The 17,643-nt window shown below is 47.7% G+C and carries 13 protein-coding genes; 6 read left to right on the forward strand and 7 right to left on the reverse strand.

Annotated elements, in window-relative coordinates; all coding sequences use genetic code 11:
• Nucleotides 1–35: 35 nt before the first annotated feature.
• Genes ACMXI2_RS26670 through ACMXI2_RS26680 form a run of 3 tightly spaced genes read right to left on the reverse strand, consistent with a single transcriptional unit; the run spans nucleotide 36 to nucleotide 3,103 of the window.
• Nucleotides 36–1,157, reverse strand: coding sequence for an ABC transporter permease (locus ACMXI2_RS26670; RefSeq protein ID WP_483782416.1), 1,122 nt, complete (start codon nucleotides 1,155–1,157; stop codon nucleotides 36–38).
• 21 nt (nucleotides 1,158–1,178) lie between these two features.
• Entirely contained in the window at nucleotides 1,179–2,321 is a 1,143-nt protein-coding gene (locus tag ACMXI2_RS26675; RefSeq protein ID WP_483778964.1) for a glycosyltransferase, read from the reverse strand.
• Nucleotides 2,322–2,326: 5 nt separating this feature from the next.
• Nucleotides 2,327–3,103, reverse strand: a complete 777-nt coding sequence (locus ACMXI2_RS26680; RefSeq protein WP_483778965.1) for an alpha/beta hydrolase — start codon at nucleotides 3,101–3,103, stop codon at nucleotides 2,327–2,329.
• Nucleotides 3,104–3,595: 492 nt separating this feature from the next.
• On the opposite strand from ACMXI2_RS26680, the gene ACMXI2_RS26685 reads away from it, so the two are divergent.
• Entirely contained in the window at nucleotides 3,596–5,389 is a 1,794-nt protein-coding gene (locus ACMXI2_RS26685) for an acyl-CoA dehydrogenase family protein (protein WP_483778966.1), read from the forward strand.
• 130 nt (nucleotides 5,390–5,519) lie between these two features.
• The gene (locus tag ACMXI2_RS26690; protein WP_483778967.1) at nucleotides 5,520–7,262 is read left to right on the forward strand and encodes an N-acetylmuramoyl-L-alanine amidase; all 1,743 of its coding nucleotides are present in this window, start codon (nucleotides 5,520–5,522) and stop codon (nucleotides 7,260–7,262) included.
• Between the two features lie 263 nt (nucleotides 7,263–7,525).
• On the opposite strand, the gene ACMXI2_RS26695 is transcribed toward ACMXI2_RS26690, so the two are convergent.
• Nucleotides 7,526–9,730, reverse strand: coding sequence for a transferrin receptor-like dimerization domain-containing protein (locus tag ACMXI2_RS26695; protein WP_483778968.1), 2,205 nt, complete (start codon nucleotides 9,728–9,730; stop codon nucleotides 7,526–7,528).
• Between the two features lie 236 nt (nucleotides 9,731–9,966).
• On the opposite strand from ACMXI2_RS26695, the gene ACMXI2_RS26700 reads away from it, so the two are divergent.
• Nucleotides 9,967–10,311, forward strand: a complete 345-nt coding sequence (locus ACMXI2_RS26700) for a carboxymuconolactone decarboxylase family protein (protein WP_483778969.1) — start codon at nucleotides 9,967–9,969, stop codon at nucleotides 10,309–10,311.
• A 66-nt stretch (nucleotides 10,312–10,377) separates the two neighbouring features.
• The gene (locus ACMXI2_RS26705) at nucleotides 10,378–11,418 is read left to right on the forward strand and encodes a 2-oxoacid:ferredoxin oxidoreductase subunit beta (protein WP_483778970.1); all 1,041 of its coding nucleotides are present in this window, start codon (nucleotides 10,378–10,380) and stop codon (nucleotides 11,416–11,418) included.
• Nucleotides 11,419–11,488: 70 nt separating this feature from the next.
• Here the strand turns inward: ACMXI2_RS26705 and ACMXI2_RS26710 are convergent, their stop codons facing one another.
• Nucleotides 11,489–12,127, reverse strand: coding sequence for a LysE family translocator (locus ACMXI2_RS26710; protein ID WP_483778971.1), 639 nt, complete (start codon nucleotides 12,125–12,127; stop codon nucleotides 11,489–11,491).
• A gap of 29 nt (nucleotides 12,128–12,156) precedes the next feature.
• Complete coding sequence (locus ACMXI2_RS26715; protein WP_483778972.1) at nucleotides 12,157–13,695, reverse strand: GH3 family acyl-acid amido synthetase; 1,539 nt, start codon at nucleotides 13,693–13,695, stop codon at nucleotides 12,157–12,159.
• Between the two features lie 180 nt (nucleotides 13,696–13,875).
• Between ACMXI2_RS26715 and ACMXI2_RS26720 the strand changes: the two genes are divergently transcribed.
• The gene (locus tag ACMXI2_RS26720; protein ID WP_483778973.1) at nucleotides 13,876–14,646 is read left to right on the forward strand and encodes an inositol monophosphatase family protein; all 771 of its coding nucleotides are present in this window, start codon (nucleotides 13,876–13,878) and stop codon (nucleotides 14,644–14,646) included.
• A gap of 11 nt (nucleotides 14,647–14,657) precedes the next feature.
• Nucleotides 14,658–15,692 carry a thiamine-phosphate kinase gene (gene thiL, locus ACMXI2_RS26725; protein WP_483778974.1) on the forward strand — a complete coding sequence of 345 codons (1,035 nt, stop codon included), beginning with the start codon at nucleotides 14,658–14,660 and terminating at the stop codon, nucleotides 15,690–15,692.
• Between the two features lie 234 nt (nucleotides 15,693–15,926).
• On the opposite strand, the gene ACMXI2_RS26730 is transcribed toward thiL, so the two are convergent.
• Nucleotides 15,927–17,606 carry an ArnT family glycosyltransferase gene (locus ACMXI2_RS26730; protein ID WP_483778975.1) on the reverse strand — a complete coding sequence of 560 codons (1,680 nt, stop codon included), beginning with the start codon at nucleotides 17,604–17,606 and terminating at the stop codon, nucleotides 15,927–15,929.
• Nucleotides 17,607–17,643: the final 37 nt, after the last annotated feature.

Below are 17,643 nucleotides of genomic sequence, written 5' to 3' on the forward strand. Positions count from 1 at the left end.
TAGGAGCATGAAATTAGCTTTTTTTAATATGCAAATCAAATTTTACTTCTTACATCCAGCGCATCCCGCAATCCATTACCTAACAGGTTGAAAGCCAACACCAGTAGCATAATAGCAACGCCCGGCGCCAATGCCAGCAGGGGATTATGGGTGATAATAAAATTGTAGTTCTCTTTGATCATCAGCCCCCACGAAGGCTGTGGCGGTTGCACCCCCACCCCCAGGAAGCTGAGTCCCGCCTCCACCACAATAGCAGTGGCAAAATTGCCGGCAGCTACTACCATCACCGGCCCCATGATATTTGGTAAGATATGTTTTACAATGATCCGCACATGTCCATAGCCCAATGCCCTCGCGGCTTCCACGTATTCCAGCTCCCGGATGCCCAGCACCTGCCCGCGGATAATACGGGCAACGCCCACCCACATAGTGAGTCCCACGGCAATGAACACCTGCCAGAATCCCTTTCCCAACGCCAGCGTAAGCGCAAACACCAGCAGCAGCGTTGGCATGGACCATACCACGTTTACCAGCCACATCACCACATCGTCGGTACGTCCTTTGAAATAGCCGGCAACGGCGCCCAGCAGCACACCAATGCTCAGGGAAATGACTACAGCAATACAGCCTACTCCTAAACTTACCCGCGTGCCGATCAGCAACCGGCTCAGGATATCCCGGCCAAACTTGTCGGTGCCCAGCCAGTAGGTGCGGGAGAAAATCCGTTCAGCCAGTATCTTCTCCTGTAAAGCTTTTGATGACAGGGGATTGTCCGGAGGATTGCCGTACCAGACCTTTGCAGGAGAATAGGTTTCTTCCCGGCTGGTAGATTCATCTACATACCGCTGCACCACCAATACGCTGTCCCTGAATTGCCACGACCGGATAGGTATCCAGTTTAAATCAGACTCCTGGCCATACAACAACCGCTGGTAAAAGGAGACCTTTTTTACAGGCTGCTCTTTAAACACCGCCAGCATATTGATCCGGAAACCAGGGTGTTGTCCCTCTATTTCCAGCACCATCCTGTTGGCATTGGGCGTATGATCCGGCGCAATAAAATAGGCGGTGATACTGACAAATACCGCCACCGCAATGACCAGTAAACCGGCCACGGCGCCTTTATTCCGGTATAACTTTTTCCAATAAGGCTGCATTTCTGACAAAGGAACCCCGATTTAATTTACCTGCCGGCCTTTCCACTGATAACTACCAAACTTCCCAAGCCACCCGGCAACAACAATATAAGGAATATGAAATATTTGTCCCGGAATAAACCATAACAGCAGTTCTGTTTTATTAAAAAACCTGGCTACGGGAAGCAGGAAATAAAGCTCCAGGGTTATTTTGAATAGTAAGATGATGAGGAACCAGGGCCACCATACCGGCAGGAACACGGCCATTACCGCCAGCGCCAGCAAGCCGGCGTTGAACAGGTATACCAGCAGCAGTACCCAGGTAAGTCGTTTATCTTCATACTTATCTGCCTTTGACGACCAGCGGATCCGCTGGTTCATAAAGTCCCTCAGCGTATCCACAGCGAGCGTACGCACCACCGCATCTTCACACTTCAGGTAGCTGACCTTATCGGGATATGCGCTGTAAATTTTATACATCAGCAGCATGTCATCGCCGGAGGCGATATTATCGATGCCATTGAAACCGCCTACTTCCAGGAAAGCTTTTTTCTCATAGGCCAGGTTAGCCCCATTGCACATGGTACCGGAGGCCAATTGCGCGGCAGCCCCGGTAATGCCCTGCATGGTCATGAAATCGAGCGACTGTAACCGCTTAAAAAAGTTATGCTCTTTATAGAAGCTGACCGGTGCGGCTATAAATTTAGGTTGATGATGTTCGTAAAACTGCACCAGTGTTTCAACCCAGCGCGGGCCCATTATACAATCCGCGTCGGTGGTTACAATAAGGTCGCCGGTGGCTTTTAAGATCGCAATTTCTATGGCTTTTTTCTTGAAAGAATTCAGCCGTTCTTCTTCATTGAGATATTGTTTTAATTCCAGCAGGTGAATATTTTCCGCGGGGAAATTACGCACTACTGCCGCTGTTTCATCTGTAGAAAAATCATCTATTACCATTATTTCCAGCAAGGCCGGATTATAGGTTTGCTTCTTCAGCGCCGCCAACAGGGCCGGCAAATTGGCGGCTTCATTCCTGGCAGGAATAATCACAGTAACAGCGGTGCTGCAGGCCGATGGCGTTGCCGGTGAAAAACTTTTCAGGCGCTTCCACCCCAGGCTATACCATAACATCAGTATACCATACCCTAAAGCCAACACCAATAATATAATTACAAAAAGATACATCCGTGTTAAAGATTTGTTTTGATGATAAGCCCCAGTTGAGCAGAAATCAACTGATGGCCTTTTTCCATTACCAGTATTTTGCAGGGAAAAGAACCATCTGAAAAACGGGTACCCAGCACAGGTGGAATTACACGGTCGTATTTCCCGAATATCAGGAGAGTTAGAACGTTATATCTGGATAATAATTGTTTACACAATTTTTTATCCGGCATCATCCTCCGCAAATTGGTCCATACATTGTACACCAATTCCCTTTTTTCCGTTTCATTCATGCGGTGCAACGCAAATTTGTATACGCTCTGGTTCAGCAACCCCAATCTTCTCCAGGTATGCAATAACGTAAAAAACAGCCGGGGATGGTAGGTATTATATTTAAACAGCCTGTTTCCGGCAGTGGTTTGGGTTACAAACATATGCCAGGGGTTATTTCTCAGGCCGTCTCCGGCAGCGATGATCAGGTGGTTAATCCGGCTGGCCATCTTTTCCACGAGGCAAAGCGACAGGCGCCCGCCCATGCTGTAGCCGAGCAGGGAAAAGCGCTCCTTCCCGTGCTGTTGCAGCACTAACTCCACCAGCGCCACCAGGTCGTCTTTCTCCAACACCCGGTTTTCCTCCCATTGGGTGCTGCCGTGCAGGGGCATATCCAGCGCCACTAAAGTGAAGGTATCGCCCAGCGTGGCGGTTAACGGGTGAAAATGAGCCGCACTTTCGCCAAAGCCGTGTAAACAGATCAATAGCTCCTCCCCGGCACCTTCCACGGTGCCGTGAAACCGGCTTTTCAAATATGACAGATAAAAATCAGGCATAAAGGGTAGCAATGATACAGAATAAATGCCTAATGACGATAGATATGATTATTGGGAAAGACATTGATCCGGCTATAAGGCGGCTTACATCCGGGATAACTACTATGTGACTTCCCTGGTTATATTCATATTGCACCAGTAACAAAAACGGTGATCAGCCATAGATAACCCGTATTTAATAGATATGGCTTATATATGACTCATCTATGGCTTATATATGGCTTATATATGGGTTATCTCCAAATGGCGGGTGATACAGATTGCCTTTGGGGTGACCCGGAACAAACCGGCCGGCAGCCTATTTATTTTTTGTTAAAAATAGCGGCCGCACAACAGGAGTGCCGCATTTAACTTACATTCAGTAAGTTAATACAGCAGGTATCAGGAAAATCAGTTTAGCCATCCGGGCGGTCGGTTTTGCTTAATGCTTTTTTCAGTAAATTACAGAACTACCAAAAATACAGTAACATGGACGCAACAGTTGAAAATAAGACTGCGTTAAAAGGCGCAGAGTTCCTGGTTAAGGAGAGTGCTCCTGAGGAAGTGTTTACTCCCGAAGATTTTTCGGAAGAACAGCTGATGATTAAAGACATGGCAGATCAGTTTATCAGCAAAGAGGTAACACCGATAGTGGAGCGGATAGATAAGCTGGAAGAAGGATTGATGCCCTCGTTGTTGGAGAAAGCGGGCGAACAGGGACTACTGGGCGCTTCTTTCCCGGAGGAATATGGTGGTTTAGGTAAAGATTTTGTGACCGCAACCATCATCAACGAAGGACTGGGTGCCGGTCATTCCTTCTCCGTTGCTATGGCTGCCCACACGGGCATTGGCTCTTTACCGATCCTTTATTTTGGTACTGCAGAACAAAAACAGAAGTATATACCTAAGCTGGCTACCGGTGAAATGAAAGGCGCTTATGCCCTTACAGAGCCTGATTCCGGCTCCGATGCACTGGGTGCTAAAACCACCGCCAAATTAACAGACGATGGTAAATACTATATTTTAAACGGGCAAAAAAGCTGGATCACCAACTCCGGTTTCGCGGACGTGTTTACCGTATTTGCAAAAATTGACGGAGATAAGTTCACCGCCTTTATCGTAGACAAAGGAACACCCGGATTTACGCTGGGCGCGGAAGAACATAAAATGGGAATCAAAGGATCTTCTACCCGCCAGATCTATTTCCAGGACGCCAAAGTACCCGCAGAAAATGTGCTGGGCGTAATTGGCAAAGGCCACCTCATTGCTTTCAACATCCTGAACATAGGCCGTTTGAAACTTTGCGCGGCCGCACTGGGCGCCTCCAAAAAATGTATCAATACCTCCGTACAATACGCCAATACCCGTACACAGTTTAAACAGCCGATCGCCAACTTTGGCGCTATCAAACATAAACTGGCGGAAATGGCTATCCGTACCTGGACATCAGAATCAGCACTGTTCCGTACGGCACAACTGATCGATGAAAAGGAAAAAGAACTGCTGGCAGAAGGCAAACCTTTCAACGAAGCCTTGCTGGGCGCCGCGGAAGAATATGCAGTGGAATGCGCCATCCTGAAAGTAAACGGCTCCGAAGTGCTGGACTACGTAGTGGATGAAGGTGTACAAATTCACGGTGGGAACGGCTTCAGCGATGAATACATCATTTCAAAAGCCTACCGCGATTCCCGTATCAACCGCATCTTTGAAGGCACCAATGAAATCAACCGGTTACTGACCCTGGATATGACACTGAAACGTGCCATGAAAGGTAAACTGGACCTGATGACGCCGGCCATGAATGTAATGAAAGAGCTGATGAGCATTCCTGACTTCGGCAACGATGATGAAAGTGCTTTCAGCAAGGAAAGGAAGATGATCGTTAACTTCAAAAAAGCCATCCTGATGGCTGCCGGCGCCGCTGCGCAGAAGCTGATGGTGAAGCTGGAAAACGAACAGGAAATCCTGATGGATATTGCCGATATGGCCATTGAAACCTTTGTGGCTGAAAGCGCCCTGCTGCGCTTAATTAAGCTTACCAACAGCAAAGGCGAAAGCGCCGCTTCACTCCAGGCAGATATTGTACGCACCTTTATTTACGATGCGGCCGACCGTATCAATAAATCCGGTAAAGATGCCATCAATGCCTTTGCAGAAGGCGATGAACAACGTATGATGCTGCTGGGCCTCAAACGCTTTACCAAAGCAGAACCATTTAATGCAAAAGATGCCCGCAGAAGAATCGCGGACAAACTGATTGCAGATAATAAATACAGCTGGTAACAACCGGCTTAAAACGCTTTAAAAAAATGCAGCGGAATACCTTATTTCGCTGCATTTTTTCTAAATGCTTTTTTCCTATTCCCCTCACCTGCTTATCTTTACCATCTTTCAAAGATATTGATGACAGGGTATGACGCTATCAGTAAAGTTTTTTTCTACGTTTCTTATTACCATTGCTATCCCCTTTCTTGCAAGCAGTCAGGCAACACTGCGTATCAGTCAGCCTTCAAGGGATCAGAATAATGTAAATACACCCAGACAATTTATTGCCGGCCGCACCTGTGTTGGCTGTACGGTGAGGATTAATAACGATACCGTACACGTTTATAACACCGGCACTTTTGCCGCAAAATATGAACTGACCACCGGCAGAAATTCCTTTTCCGTTACCACCACCGCACCTAACGGAGAAACATATACGAAAAACATTACCTATTACTATAACCGGCCACCAGCGCCTGCTGCCACCAGTATTTTCCGGATAGATTTTATAGAGATATCGCCCGCCGGAAACCTTCAGCTTTCAGAAGGAGATACGCTGCGGATAAAGATGAAAGGCTATCCAGGCCAAAGCGCCAGCTGGTTCAATGACGTACCACTGAAGGAAATGCCCGTTTCACAAACAGGCGGAATACCGGGCTATTACAGTGGCAGCTATATCATACAACCGCGCGACTCCCTGCTGAATGGAAAAATTATGGTGCGCCTCCGCAAACAAAGTGGCGAAACTGCTATCCTGGGCAGCACGTACCGCTACAGCGTAATGCACAATGAAATACCATTCACCGGCCGTACCATCGACAATATGACCTACCTCACTGCCAGTCCGAATGGCGACCGGCTGGGGCCTGATAAAATCGGTTACCTGGATAAAGATGTGCTTTTACATATTGTAGGCAGACAGGGAGACTATTACAAAGTAAGGCTATCCTCCCACACCACCGCCTTTATTCCGGAGCCATTAGTGGACACGGAGATTCCCCAGGAGGAGCTTCCCGTAAGCATTGCAGACGATGCCAAAATATGGGGAGATGAAAAATATGATTATGTGTCGGTGGCCTTATCTGATAAACTGCCGTACATTTCCACGCAACTGGTTTCTTCCAAAAAGATCATTATCGATATACATGGCGCTTATACAGAAAAAGGATTGAATACAGTGCTGCAAAACACCAAAGAAATTACGTCTGTAGCATGGGGGCAGCCATCGCCCGATGTATGCCGCATGGTAATTTCCCTGCAACATGCGCCGTGGGGCTACCAGGTGTACTACGATAATAACCGTATAACGGTAAAGGTTAAACGTGTGCCACAAAACTTATCGCTGAAAAATATGGTAATAGGTCTGGACCCCGGCCACGGTGGCGGCAACCCGGGTACCACCGGTCTTACCGGCGCCGTGGAAAAAAACATGACCCTGGTACTTTCGCTGCAACTGAAGGCGCTGCTGGAAAGAGAAGGAGCTACCGTAATCATGTCGCGCACTACAGAGAAATTTGTTGCCAACGAAGACCGGCTTTCTTTTTTCCGCAGGGCCAACCCTGATCTGTTGCTGAGTATTCACCTCAATGCTTCCGGCAACCCTGTTGATGTTTATGGCACTGCCACTTACTATAAACAACCTTTCTGCGAACCGCTCAACGCAGCCATCCATGAACGTTTGCTGCAAACAGGTCTTTATGATTTCGGTAATAACTCCGGCTTCAATTTCATCCTTAACAATCCCACCGAGTTCCCGGATGCTTTAGTGGAAACACTTTTCCTCAGCAATCCCGGCGACGAAGAAAAATTGCTGGACCCTGCGTTTCAGCGGAAACTGGTTACAGGCATTGTGGAAGGCGTGAAGGATTATCTCCACGAAGCGGTGAAATAGCGGAGTACCGCCTTCGGCGGTGGTAAATTGTCTTGGCGCAGGATTACACTGATTAGGCTTATTTCACTGATTTTATTTTCGGGATTTCTAACAGATAGATGAAGGAAGATATAAGAATAGATGAAGGGAGGTAAAAGCGGAAACATTCGCTTCTATCTCCCTTCATCTATTAAAATCAATATGATCAAATCCTGGTAATCAGTATAATCAGCGTAATCCTGCTCCAAGACAATTTACAATCGCCGAAGGCGATCCCCTCCGCATTATCGGATCTTCGCTAAGTAGGCGGACAAGCGATTGATTGCCGCCGCCGCCACACTAATCTGTTCCTGTGCCTCCTTCCAGCGGCGTTGCTCAATGGCTTCTCTTACACCGGGAATGGTTTTAACGCCATAGCCGGTATAAAATCCGGGAGCATACAAGGTATGCTTATACCAGCTGCGCGCAGGCAGGCCGGCATCGTTAAGCAGTTGCTGTTCGCCCTGGTACAGCGCTTTGTTAGCCGCGGCAGAGAGTTGTTTCCTGGCCGCAAGCGATATGGTAACGGTGTCTAAACCGGTGAGGGCATTCTGCAAAGGAGAAAAATCCAGGTATGGCACTTCTGATTTGGGAAGTGGGGGTAACAAATGTTTGGCAGTATCCGTAGTGATCTGGTATTTGCGGTCACGGATCAGTTGATTTTCGATAGTGGTGGACTCGCGCAGGCTGCTGGTGAGTTCCGTTAACTCATTCACATAACCGTTTACGGTTTCATAGAGCTTGCGGTAATCGAATGGCAGTGTAACGGTATTGGCTACACGCAAAGCCGTATGACCGGCAGTTTGTGAAAGTGCCACCCCGTAATTAAAGCCGGGATCTTTAAACCGGGTATAGTCGTCGTAGGAATCGTAGATGGAGTGGTATTCGCCGCCCGCATCTTCTCCCCCAAAACCAACATCAAGGGAGGGCACACCCAGGTGCTGGAGAAAAGAAGAATAGTCCGAACCAGAGCCCATAGCGCCGATGGCGATGCCTTGTTTGGCCAGCTTTTCCTTTTTCAGCCTGGGAGTAGCGGCCTTTAACACCTCTGACGCCTGTTTACGGGCAAGGATGCTGACCTGTGTTTGCGGATCAGTAATATCACGCGCCACTTCATTCACGAGGGTTTCCAGGGCATGAGAGCCGCTGGCATTGAGGAAACCACGGCCATTATTATCGGAATTGATGTATACCACTGCTTTTTCTTTCAGTTCGGCGGCATGGTCTTCCACCCATTCGGTAGAACCGAGTAGGCCGGGTTCTTCTCCGTCCCAGGCGCAGTAAACCAGTGTGCGTTTTGGCTGGTAGCCTTGCTTATGCAGTGCGCCGATGGCTTTGGCTTCTTCCAGGAGAGCGGCCAGTCCGCTGATGGGGTCGGCGGCGCCGTTTACCCAGGCATCATGGTGGTTGCCGCGAATCACCCATTGATCGGGTTGTTCACTTCCTTTCAGTTTGGCGATTACATTATAGCAGGGGCGTATCTGCCAGTCGAACGACAGCTTCAGGTGCACCCTGGCTTTACCGCCGCCGATGTGATAGGTAAATGGCAGGGCGCCCTTCCATTCGTCCGGCGCCACGGGGCCTTCCAGGGACTGCAGCAATGGTGTAGCATCATGGTAGCTGATGGGCAGTACCGGTATTTTCAGGAGATTGGGCGCCTGCAGGCGATCGAGCCGTTGTGCATTGGCGGTAGCGCCGGTGTTGGGGGTGAGCGGGTCGCCGGGATAGATCACGATATCCATTACGGAGCCACGTTGCACGCCATATTCATTTTTGAACGCTCCTTTTGGGTATACATCGCCGCTGTAATAGCCATCGTCTTTCGGATCAGAGTAGATGATGCAACCGGCAGCGCCGTGTTCCTGTGCTACTTTTGGCTTGCTGCCACGCCAGGAGCGGCCGTATTTGGCGATTACTATCTTGCCTTTTACGTTGATACCGGCCCGGTCGAGGTATTCATAATCTTCCGGGAGGCCGTAATTCACATATACCAGTTCCCCTTCCACGTCGCCATCGGCACTCCAGGCGTTATAAGTAGGCAATTGGCCTTCCTGGCCGGAGGTGGCATCTTCTTTCAGGGCGGGTTCTTTCAGCAGCGCTTTGTAGGTAGTGGGGCCTTTGAGTTCTACCAGGCGTTCTTTGGGGGTGGGGAAAAGTACCTGGTAGGTTACTATTTCCGCGTCCCAGCCGTAGCTTTTGAAGCGTTGCAGGATATCTTCCGCTACGGCTTTGCCGCGGGCGGAGCCAATGTGATGTGGTTGGGAAGATAATGCTTTGATGGTTTCGCCTATGTGGCTGCTGCTTAACTGTTTATCGAAGCGGCTTTCCAGTTCCAGCTGTTGGGTGGCGGCGCTGCCGGCATACCCGGTGAGCTTTTTATCCTGCGCCCGTGCCGCCCCGCCTGTGCACAATAGCAGCGCCATGAGCAGGGAGAAGTTGGTTGTTGTCATAATTTCGATCCAGATCTTGTTGAAAAAGAGGGTTTATCTACTCAATATACAAATAGTCTATTATATCAATAGACTAATTTAACGAATGCCTTTTGCGCAATAACTTTTGGTTATGATCCATAAATATAGGTTATAGGCCAAATAGTCTACTTAACCGGTAGATTAATCTATATTTGTAAATCCTTTCATAGCTTTATTGGGTGAAACGATAAACATAACACATAAACAGCAGTTATATGGCCAATGCGATTCAGGAGTTTAACGACTACCGGGCTAAGATGAACGAGGTAATACTTGGAAAGCAGAACAAAGTGATAAACAGGCTTTTCAACCTGGACACCAATACCTATGCAGAGGGAGCGTTGAGCACCAAAACGAAGGAGATGCTTGGATTGGTGGCTTCTATGGTACTTCGTTGCGATGATTGTATCAAATATCACCTGGAGAAGTCGTTTGAGCAGGGCGTTACCACCGAAGAAATGTATGAAATCTTTGCAGTAGCCAATATAGTAGGCGGCACTATAGTGATTCCGCATACCCGCCGGGCGGCAGAATTTTGGGAAGAATTACAGGCACCCTGAGCTGATAATTACAGCTATCTATCGTAACTTTACGGACTCTATAATATTTTATTTTAACTCATACTAATGTCAACAGCAACTATAGCCCCGCAGGCGCCACTTACGTCGAAAGACTTTACAACGGACCAGGAAGTACGCTGGTGCCCTGGCTGCGGCGACTACTCTATACTTAAGCAGGTACAAACTATTATGCCCGGGCTGGGCGTACCCCGCGAAAACATTGTGATCGTTTCCGGTATCGGTTGTTCTTCGCGCTTTCCATACTATATGAATACCTATGGTATGCACTCTATCCACGGCCGTGCTACGGCGATTGCTTCCGGTTTGAAAGCAGCCCGCCCGGAACTGAGCGTATGGATTGTAACAGGCGACGGTGATGGCTTGTCCATTGGCGGTAACCATACCATTCACCTGTTGCGCCGTAACTTTGATGTGAACATCATGTTGTTCAACAACCAGATTTACGGTTTAACAAAAGGACAGTACTCTCCTACTTCAGAAGAAAATAAAGTAACCAAATCTACCCCGATGGGTAGTATTGACCATCCGTTTAACCCAATGGCCCTGGCCCTGGGTGCTGATGCTACTTTTATTGCCCGCAGTATGGACCGCGACCCCAAACACCTGCAGGAAATGCTGAAACGCAGCCATGCACATAAGGGCGCTTCCTTCCTGGAAATATACCAGAACTGTAACATCTTCAATGATGGCGCTTTTGAAGCCTTCACAGAAAAAAGCAGCAAAGCCGATGAAACCCTTTTTGTGGAACACGGCAAACCGCTGGTATTTGGTGCTGCCAAAAACAAAGGAATCCGCCTCGATGGTTTAAGACCAGTGGCAGTGGAACTGGGCAGCGGGTATACAGAAAGCGACCTGTGGATCCATGATGAAAATGATTTCTACAAAGCGCAGTTGCTCACCCGTATGTTTGACGATGTACGTATTGAGGGACATTTACCCCGTCCGTTCGGTATCTTCTATGAGGCTTTCCGTCCTACTTACGAAGATATCATGGGCTTCCAGTTAACAGAAGCGCTGGCTAAGAAAGGCCCCGGCGACCTGGATAAATTACTGGCAGGCAGTGAAACCTGGACTATCAAAGGATAATAAACACTTACAATAAAAGAAAAAGCCTTCCGTGATACACGGAACGCTTTTTCTTTTATTGTAAGTGTTTTTAGTGTCCCATTGCGCCTACGTCGAACAATACTTTATAAAGCAACACCACGCCAAAAATGATCATGCTGGCCCCGGCAATACGGTTCAGCCATTCTACATTGGCAAGCGTTAGTTTATGACGGATCTTATCAGATACAAATACCTTCAGGATATCTGCCGATAACACCAGGCTTAGGCAAACTGCGTACATGATGATCCGGTGCCCGGCTGTAGTAGCGCTGTTGGCCACGCAAACCCCTAACCAGAAGATAATAACACCAGGATTCAGGGTATTCATTAAAAACCCGGCGAGCCATATTTTGAGGTAGTCGTGGGTGCGAAACATTTCCGGTTTTTCTTCTCCCGTACTGATCTTTACTTTTTTAAACAACAGTCCGTATACACCCATACCTATCAGCAAACAACCTCCTACAATACCTATGGACCTCTTATATTCTTCCAGGCCGCTGATAAAAGAGGTGGCCAGGTTACCTGTCAACACAAAAATGATATCGCTGAAAGACACGCCCAGTGCGAAGCTGATCCCTGCCTTAAAGCCGTTATTGATGCTGTATTTTATAATTGCGAATATTACCGGGCCTACTGATAAAGAAAGAAATAATCCCAGTCCCAGTCCCGCTACAATTGATGCTATCATGCGTATAATTTCCGTGTCACAGGTGCAACTTAACTCTTAACGGTTTTTCCCGCAAGAAATTTCTCCCAGTCTTTCAGTTTCTCACCTTTCATTACACGGGGAAATTTATTCATGGCGCCTTCCTTGCCTTTGCAACGGAGGTAATCTATAAACGCATCATTCGGTAATATCTCCACAAATACTTCCTTCAGCGCAGCAGAACGTTCCACGGCATAATCATCGTTTACCTCTGCGAGGGTTTGATCGATGATTTCGCGCACTTTTTCCGCATCCACACCTGGTGTATCCGTACCTACATACCAGCGGTGTGCAAACAGGTTCTGATAAGGGAAACCGGCTACAGTAAACTCACGGACGTTTATACCCAGTTTTTTCTGAACGTTATCTATCGCTTTGTTCATGTTGTCGATACTCATGTGCTCCCCGCAAAGGCTGAGAAACTGTTTGGTACGGCCAACAATCACTATTTCATGTTCTTTTACGGAAGTAAATTTCACCACGTCGCCGATCAGGTAACGCCATGCGCCTGCGCAGGTAGACAACATCACTGCATATTCCACATCTTCCACTACCTCATGGATCATGTAAGATTTAGGATTGGGTTTTACTTCTCCTTCAGCATCAAAGTTTTCTTCATTAAAAGGAATAAACTCATAAAAGATCCCTGCATTCAGAACCAGCTTAATACCTTTTGTACCCGGACGTGCCTGGAAGCCGAAAGAACCTTCAGAAGCCATATAGGTTTCAATGAACGCAATGGGCTTTCCGAGCAGCTTCTCAAAGCTGTCGCGGTACGGTTCAAAAGATACGCCCCCATGAATATATACCGCCAGATTTGGCCATATTTCATGGATATTTTTAACCGCGTGATATTTGATGATTTCTTCCAGTACGATCTGTACCCAGGCAGGTACACCGCAAACAGTACCTACGTCCCACTCCTTCGCTTTGCGTACGATTAACTTGATACGCTGTTCCCAGTTGGGTTTGCGGGATATTTTACCACCCGGCTTATAAAAACGGCGGAACCATTTCGGGATATTCTTAGCCTGGATGCCGCTCATATCACCTTCATAATAGTCGCCTTTCTCAAACAATGAAGTAGTACCCCCCAGCATCAGGATGCCTTTTTCAAAAGAGCGGGGCGGGATGTTAAAGTTGGCCATAGAATACAGCTGCTTCACGCCCACCTTCTTCACTGTTTTCAGCATGGCTTTGGTAACGGGTATATGTTTACTGGCAGATTCAGAAGTACCTGAGCTCAATGCAAAGTATTTGATCTTCTCGGGCCAGCTCACGTTTGCTTCGCCTTCCAGGCAGCGGTACCACCACTCCGCGTGCATTTTAGTATAGTTATGCACGGGAACATTTTCGCGGTAGTGGCTAATAAAATTAGCGCCATCCAATACTTCCTGAAATTGGTAGTGGCGGCCAAACTCTGTATCCTTGGCCCTCTCCAGCAAACGATGCAACACCTGCATCTGGTATTGGCGCGGTGTTCCTAATTTAAATGTGAACTTCTTCCTGATGCGTAGTGACCTGGAAATAAGATTACCTATGATGGCCATTAACTTTCCCTCTCTTTAATTGAACTACAAAAATAAGTGGAATATTGAATATAAGTTGACTGATAATTCGGAATTACAGATTATGTGATATCATTAAGTCATCTATACATATAAAATATCCAAAACATGTAGATTATAATTCGCAATTCATAATTCGCAATTCGTAATTACCTTTGCGGCATGTTAAAAACAACTTTACTCAAAGCTACTGAAGCCAGCGGAAAAATACTGCAACAATATTTCAACGGTCCTTTCGAGGTGAGCAGTAAAAGTACGGTTAACGACCTGGTAACAGAAGTGGATAAAAAATCTGAAACCGCTATCATCAACATTATCAGGGAAACTTATCCAGATCATTTTATCCTGAGTGAAGAAGCAGGCGAGATGAAGACGGATTCTTCCGTGAAATGGATCATTGACCCGATCGACGGTACGGTTAACTACGCCAATGGTATTCCCCTCTGTTGCGTATCCATAGGCGTGGAAAAAGAAGGAGAAATGATACTGGGCGCCGTATACAACCCTTTTATGAACGAGTTGTTTGTGGCAGAAAAAGGGCAGGGCGCTACGCTGAACGGCAAGCCGATCAATGTTTCTGGCAAAGCCGATGTATCAACCTCCTGCCTGGTAACAGGTTTTGCCTATCAATGGCAGGATAGTCCCAACAATCCCTTACAGGTACTTGAGCGCGTTATCAGGGAGGGCATTCCCGTTCGCCGCCTGGGTTCTGCAGCTATAGATCTTTGCTGGGTGGCCTGCGGCCGCTTTGATGGATTTTATGAACACCATCTCCAGGCATGGGATTCCGCCGCCGGTTACCTCATTGTAGAAGAAGCGGGTGGAAAGGTAACAGACTTTTCAGGCAACCGTTACTCTCCCTATCAGAAACAGATACTGGCCACCAACGGTCGTATCCATAGTGCATTACAAGATCTTGTTAACGGTAAATAAGTATTGGGAAGATGGAACAGGAAAGAACTGAAATACAGGACCTGGGAGAGTTCGGATTGATCGATTATCTCACCAGGAACATAGAAATACAAAATGCCAGCACCGTATTAGGTGTGGGCGATGATGCCGCGGTGATTGATCACTTCGGCAAACAAACGGTGATCAGCACCGACATGCTGGTGGAAGGCATTCACTTCGACCTGATGTACACGCCACTGAAACACCTCGGGTATAAAGCCGTAGTGGTAAACCTGTCGGACATCTACGCGATGAATGCCACGCCTACGCAGATCACAGTCAGCATTGCCTTCTCTAACCGTTTCTCCCTGGAAGCGCTCAACGAATTCTACGAAGGCGTGTACGCTGCCTGCGAAAAGTATGGCGTAGACCTGATCGGCGGCGATACCAGCAACTCGCAGAAAGGTTTTATCATCAGTGTTACCGCCATCGGCGAAGTAACCCCCGACCAGTTCGTAAAACGATCCACCGCTGAAAAGGGCGATCTGCTCTGCGTTACCGGCGACCTGGGCGCGGCCTACCTCGGCCTCACCCTCCTGGAAAGAGAGAAAAAGATTTACCTGGAAAGCCCGGAAGTGAAGCCCGACCTGGAAGACCAGACCTATATCATAGGCCGCCAGCTGAAACCGGAAGCCCGTAAGGATATCATCGACTTCCTGCAACAGGAAGAGATTAAACCTACCTCCATGATGGATGTAAGCGATGGCCTCAGCTCTGAAATACTGCATATCGCCAAACAGAGTAACCTGGGTGTTGTGCTGTACGAAGACAAGATCCCCATTGCCCAGGAAAGCAAGGAAATAGCCATGAAGTTTGGACTGGACCCCACTGCCTGCGCGCTGAGCGGCGGTGAAGACTATGAGCTGTTGTTTACCATGAAGCAGGCAGACTACGACAAAATTGTACTCAATGAGCAGATCAGCGTGATCGGCTACATGACCGATATTACCGAAGGAGCGCATATCCTTACCAAAGGCGGCAACAAGTATAAATTGGTAGCGCAGGGCTGGAACGCGTTCCAGCAATAATTCAGCGGATCGCCTTCGGCGATGTAAATTGTCTTGGAACAGGATTACGCTGATTAACCGCGATTTCACTGATTTTATTTTTTGGGATTTATTATAATAATTAAGGGAGATACAGGCGAATCTATTCGCTTATATCTCCCTTAATCTGTTAAAATCCAATATGATCAAATCTTAGTAATCAGTTTAATCAGCGTAATCCTGTTCCAAGACAATTTACATCGCCGAAGGCGATCCCTACTTCTCTACAATCACCGGTATCACCGGGCTGTTGTGGGTGGGTGGCAAATCGCCTGCAAACACCGAGAACTTCAGCTGGTAGTTACCCGGCTTGTCGGGCATCACTACTTCCAGGTTGATGAGACGGCGCAGCACGGCCCTTTCCAGGGTCATGGAGGATTTCACCGGTGGCAGCGCTTCATCTTTCGCCATAAATCCGTAACCAAGCACCGGCTCATTGGACCTGTCCAGCCGGATAGGCTGGTGATAGCCATTAGTAGGTTGCAGGATCACATTTACATGTTCGCCACGTTTTGCCCGGATGCTTTTCAGCGCGGGTTTCAGCTGTATCAGTGAGTAAGAGTAATAATCAGATTGAATGTAATAATCCCATGTGCCATGAACTGTTTTCAGGCTATCCGTGATAGGTATTCCTGAACCGGGATCGGATACCACCATTACAGGCTTACCCCAGAGCTGTATTTCGGTATCCCAGAAATTATACTGGCTCCTGCGCGAATAGCGGCTATTGAGGCTATAGGAAAGTTGCCCGGTATAAAACATGTACTTAGAAGGCCGCTGATAGCTGTTCACAAAAACCACTGGTTTGCCCTGGGCACGGGCGGCTACCTGTGAAGTCCATTCTTTGTTATGATGGATTTCAGGTCTTATTTCCACTCCCGGCATAAAATCCCACACCATGTATACCCGCACTACCAGTACCAGCAGCAAAGTAACCGGCAAGGTATACAGCAACCATTTCTGCGACCACCCTTTCCGTACAATGGCCTGATGCGCCAGTATTACTACTGGTGTAAAGAGCATCACCGTCCAGTTGGCCTCTACCCTGCCTTTGAAAGTACTGAGCAGGAAAAAGGACAACACCCCTATCACGCAAAATTTCAGGGCGCGTTCAAAGGAGTTGGTGATCGGGCTGCGGAACGCATAATACAGTATGAGCCAGCCCAGCAAAGGGCCGAATAATAATAGTTGCCCGCCGAGATAATCGAGCGAGTAATTAATGCTATAGGAAGATGCGTTCCTGTCTACCAGGTGATATTGCAGCGAAGGGAAGCCGTGGGTGTATTGCCAGTAGATATGCGGCAGGAACAACACCGTGGTGAGTATGCAGGCCACATAAAACTTGAATACCTTTAACAGGTTCACGTTGGATAATACCGTGAAAAATACCAGCAGAATGCCGTGGTATTTACTGTAAAACATCAATGCCATTGAAATGCCCAGCAGCAAGGTGTTTCTCCAGGTTTGCTCATTTACAAAATTGCGGTAAACCCAGAAAAATACGGCTGCAAAAAAGATCAGCGGAACGTCCGGCACTGCCAGTATACCACCGATCTGCATGGCGCCCATAGATCCTATGAGCAGGTAAAAGAGTTTGTTGTCTTTTGAAGCAATCAGTTTTGCGGTAATCCACAGGGTGAGTGTATTTACCACTACGATGAGCAGCCTCACTCCCAGTTCATTATGAAAGATCCCGTATCCTATTTTGATCAGCAGCGCAATCATGGGCGGATGATCAAAGTAACCCCAATCCATATGACGTGAATACACCCAATAGTAGGCTTCATCATCCCATAGTTCAGAGAAGCATGCCTGTAGCAGGCCCAGTACCAGCCAGGAGAGCAGGAACAGATTTTTATACCGGTCTTTTTTCAGGAAGCGAGTTAGTGCACTCATGCGGATATACAGTATTATTAATCCTGCGAAGATAGGG

It is taken from the genome of Chitinophaga sp. G7 BAM 1005 (assembly GCF_057126945.1).

Coding starts and splice junctions, on each gene's coding strand:
- ACMXI2_RS26670 (WP_483782416.1), bottom strand. CDS start 1,157: ATGCAGCCTTATTGGAAAAAGTTATACCGGAATAAAGGCGCCGTGGCC.
- ACMXI2_RS26675 (WP_483778964.1), bottom strand. CDS start 2,321: ATGTATCTTTTTGTAATTATATTATTGGTGTTGGCTTTAGGGTATGGT.
- ACMXI2_RS26685 (WP_483778966.1), top strand. CDS start 3,596: ATGGACGCAACAGTTGAAAATAAGACTGCGTTAAAAGGCGCAGAGTTC.
- ACMXI2_RS26690 (WP_483778967.1), top strand. CDS start 5,520: ATGACGCTATCAGTAAAGTTTTTTTCTACGTTTCTTATTACCATTGCT.
- ACMXI2_RS26695 (WP_483778968.1), bottom strand. CDS start 9,730: ATGACAACAACCAACTTCTCCCTGCTCATGGCGCTGCTATTGTGCACA.
- ACMXI2_RS26700 (WP_483778969.1), top strand. CDS start 9,967: ATGGCCAATGCGATTCAGGAGTTTAACGACTACCGGGCTAAGATGAAC.
- ACMXI2_RS26705 (WP_483778970.1), top strand. CDS start 10,378: ATGTCAACAGCAACTATAGCCCCGCAGGCGCCACTTACGTCGAAAGAC.
- ACMXI2_RS26710 (WP_483778971.1), bottom strand. CDS start 12,127: ATGATAGCATCAATTGTAGCGGGACTGGGACTGGGATTATTTCTTTCT.
- ACMXI2_RS26715 (WP_483778972.1), bottom strand. CDS start 13,695: ATGGCCATCATAGGTAATCTTATTTCCAGGTCACTACGCATCAGGAAG.
- ACMXI2_RS26720 (WP_483778973.1), top strand. CDS start 13,876: ATGTTAAAAACAACTTTACTCAAAGCTACTGAAGCCAGCGGAAAAATA.
- thiL (WP_483778974.1), top strand. CDS start 14,658: ATGGAACAGGAAAGAACTGAAATACAGGACCTGGGAGAGTTCGGATTG.
- ACMXI2_RS26730 (WP_483778975.1), bottom strand. CDS start 17,606: ATGAGTGCACTAACTCGCTTCCTGAAAAAAGACCGGTATAAAAATCTG.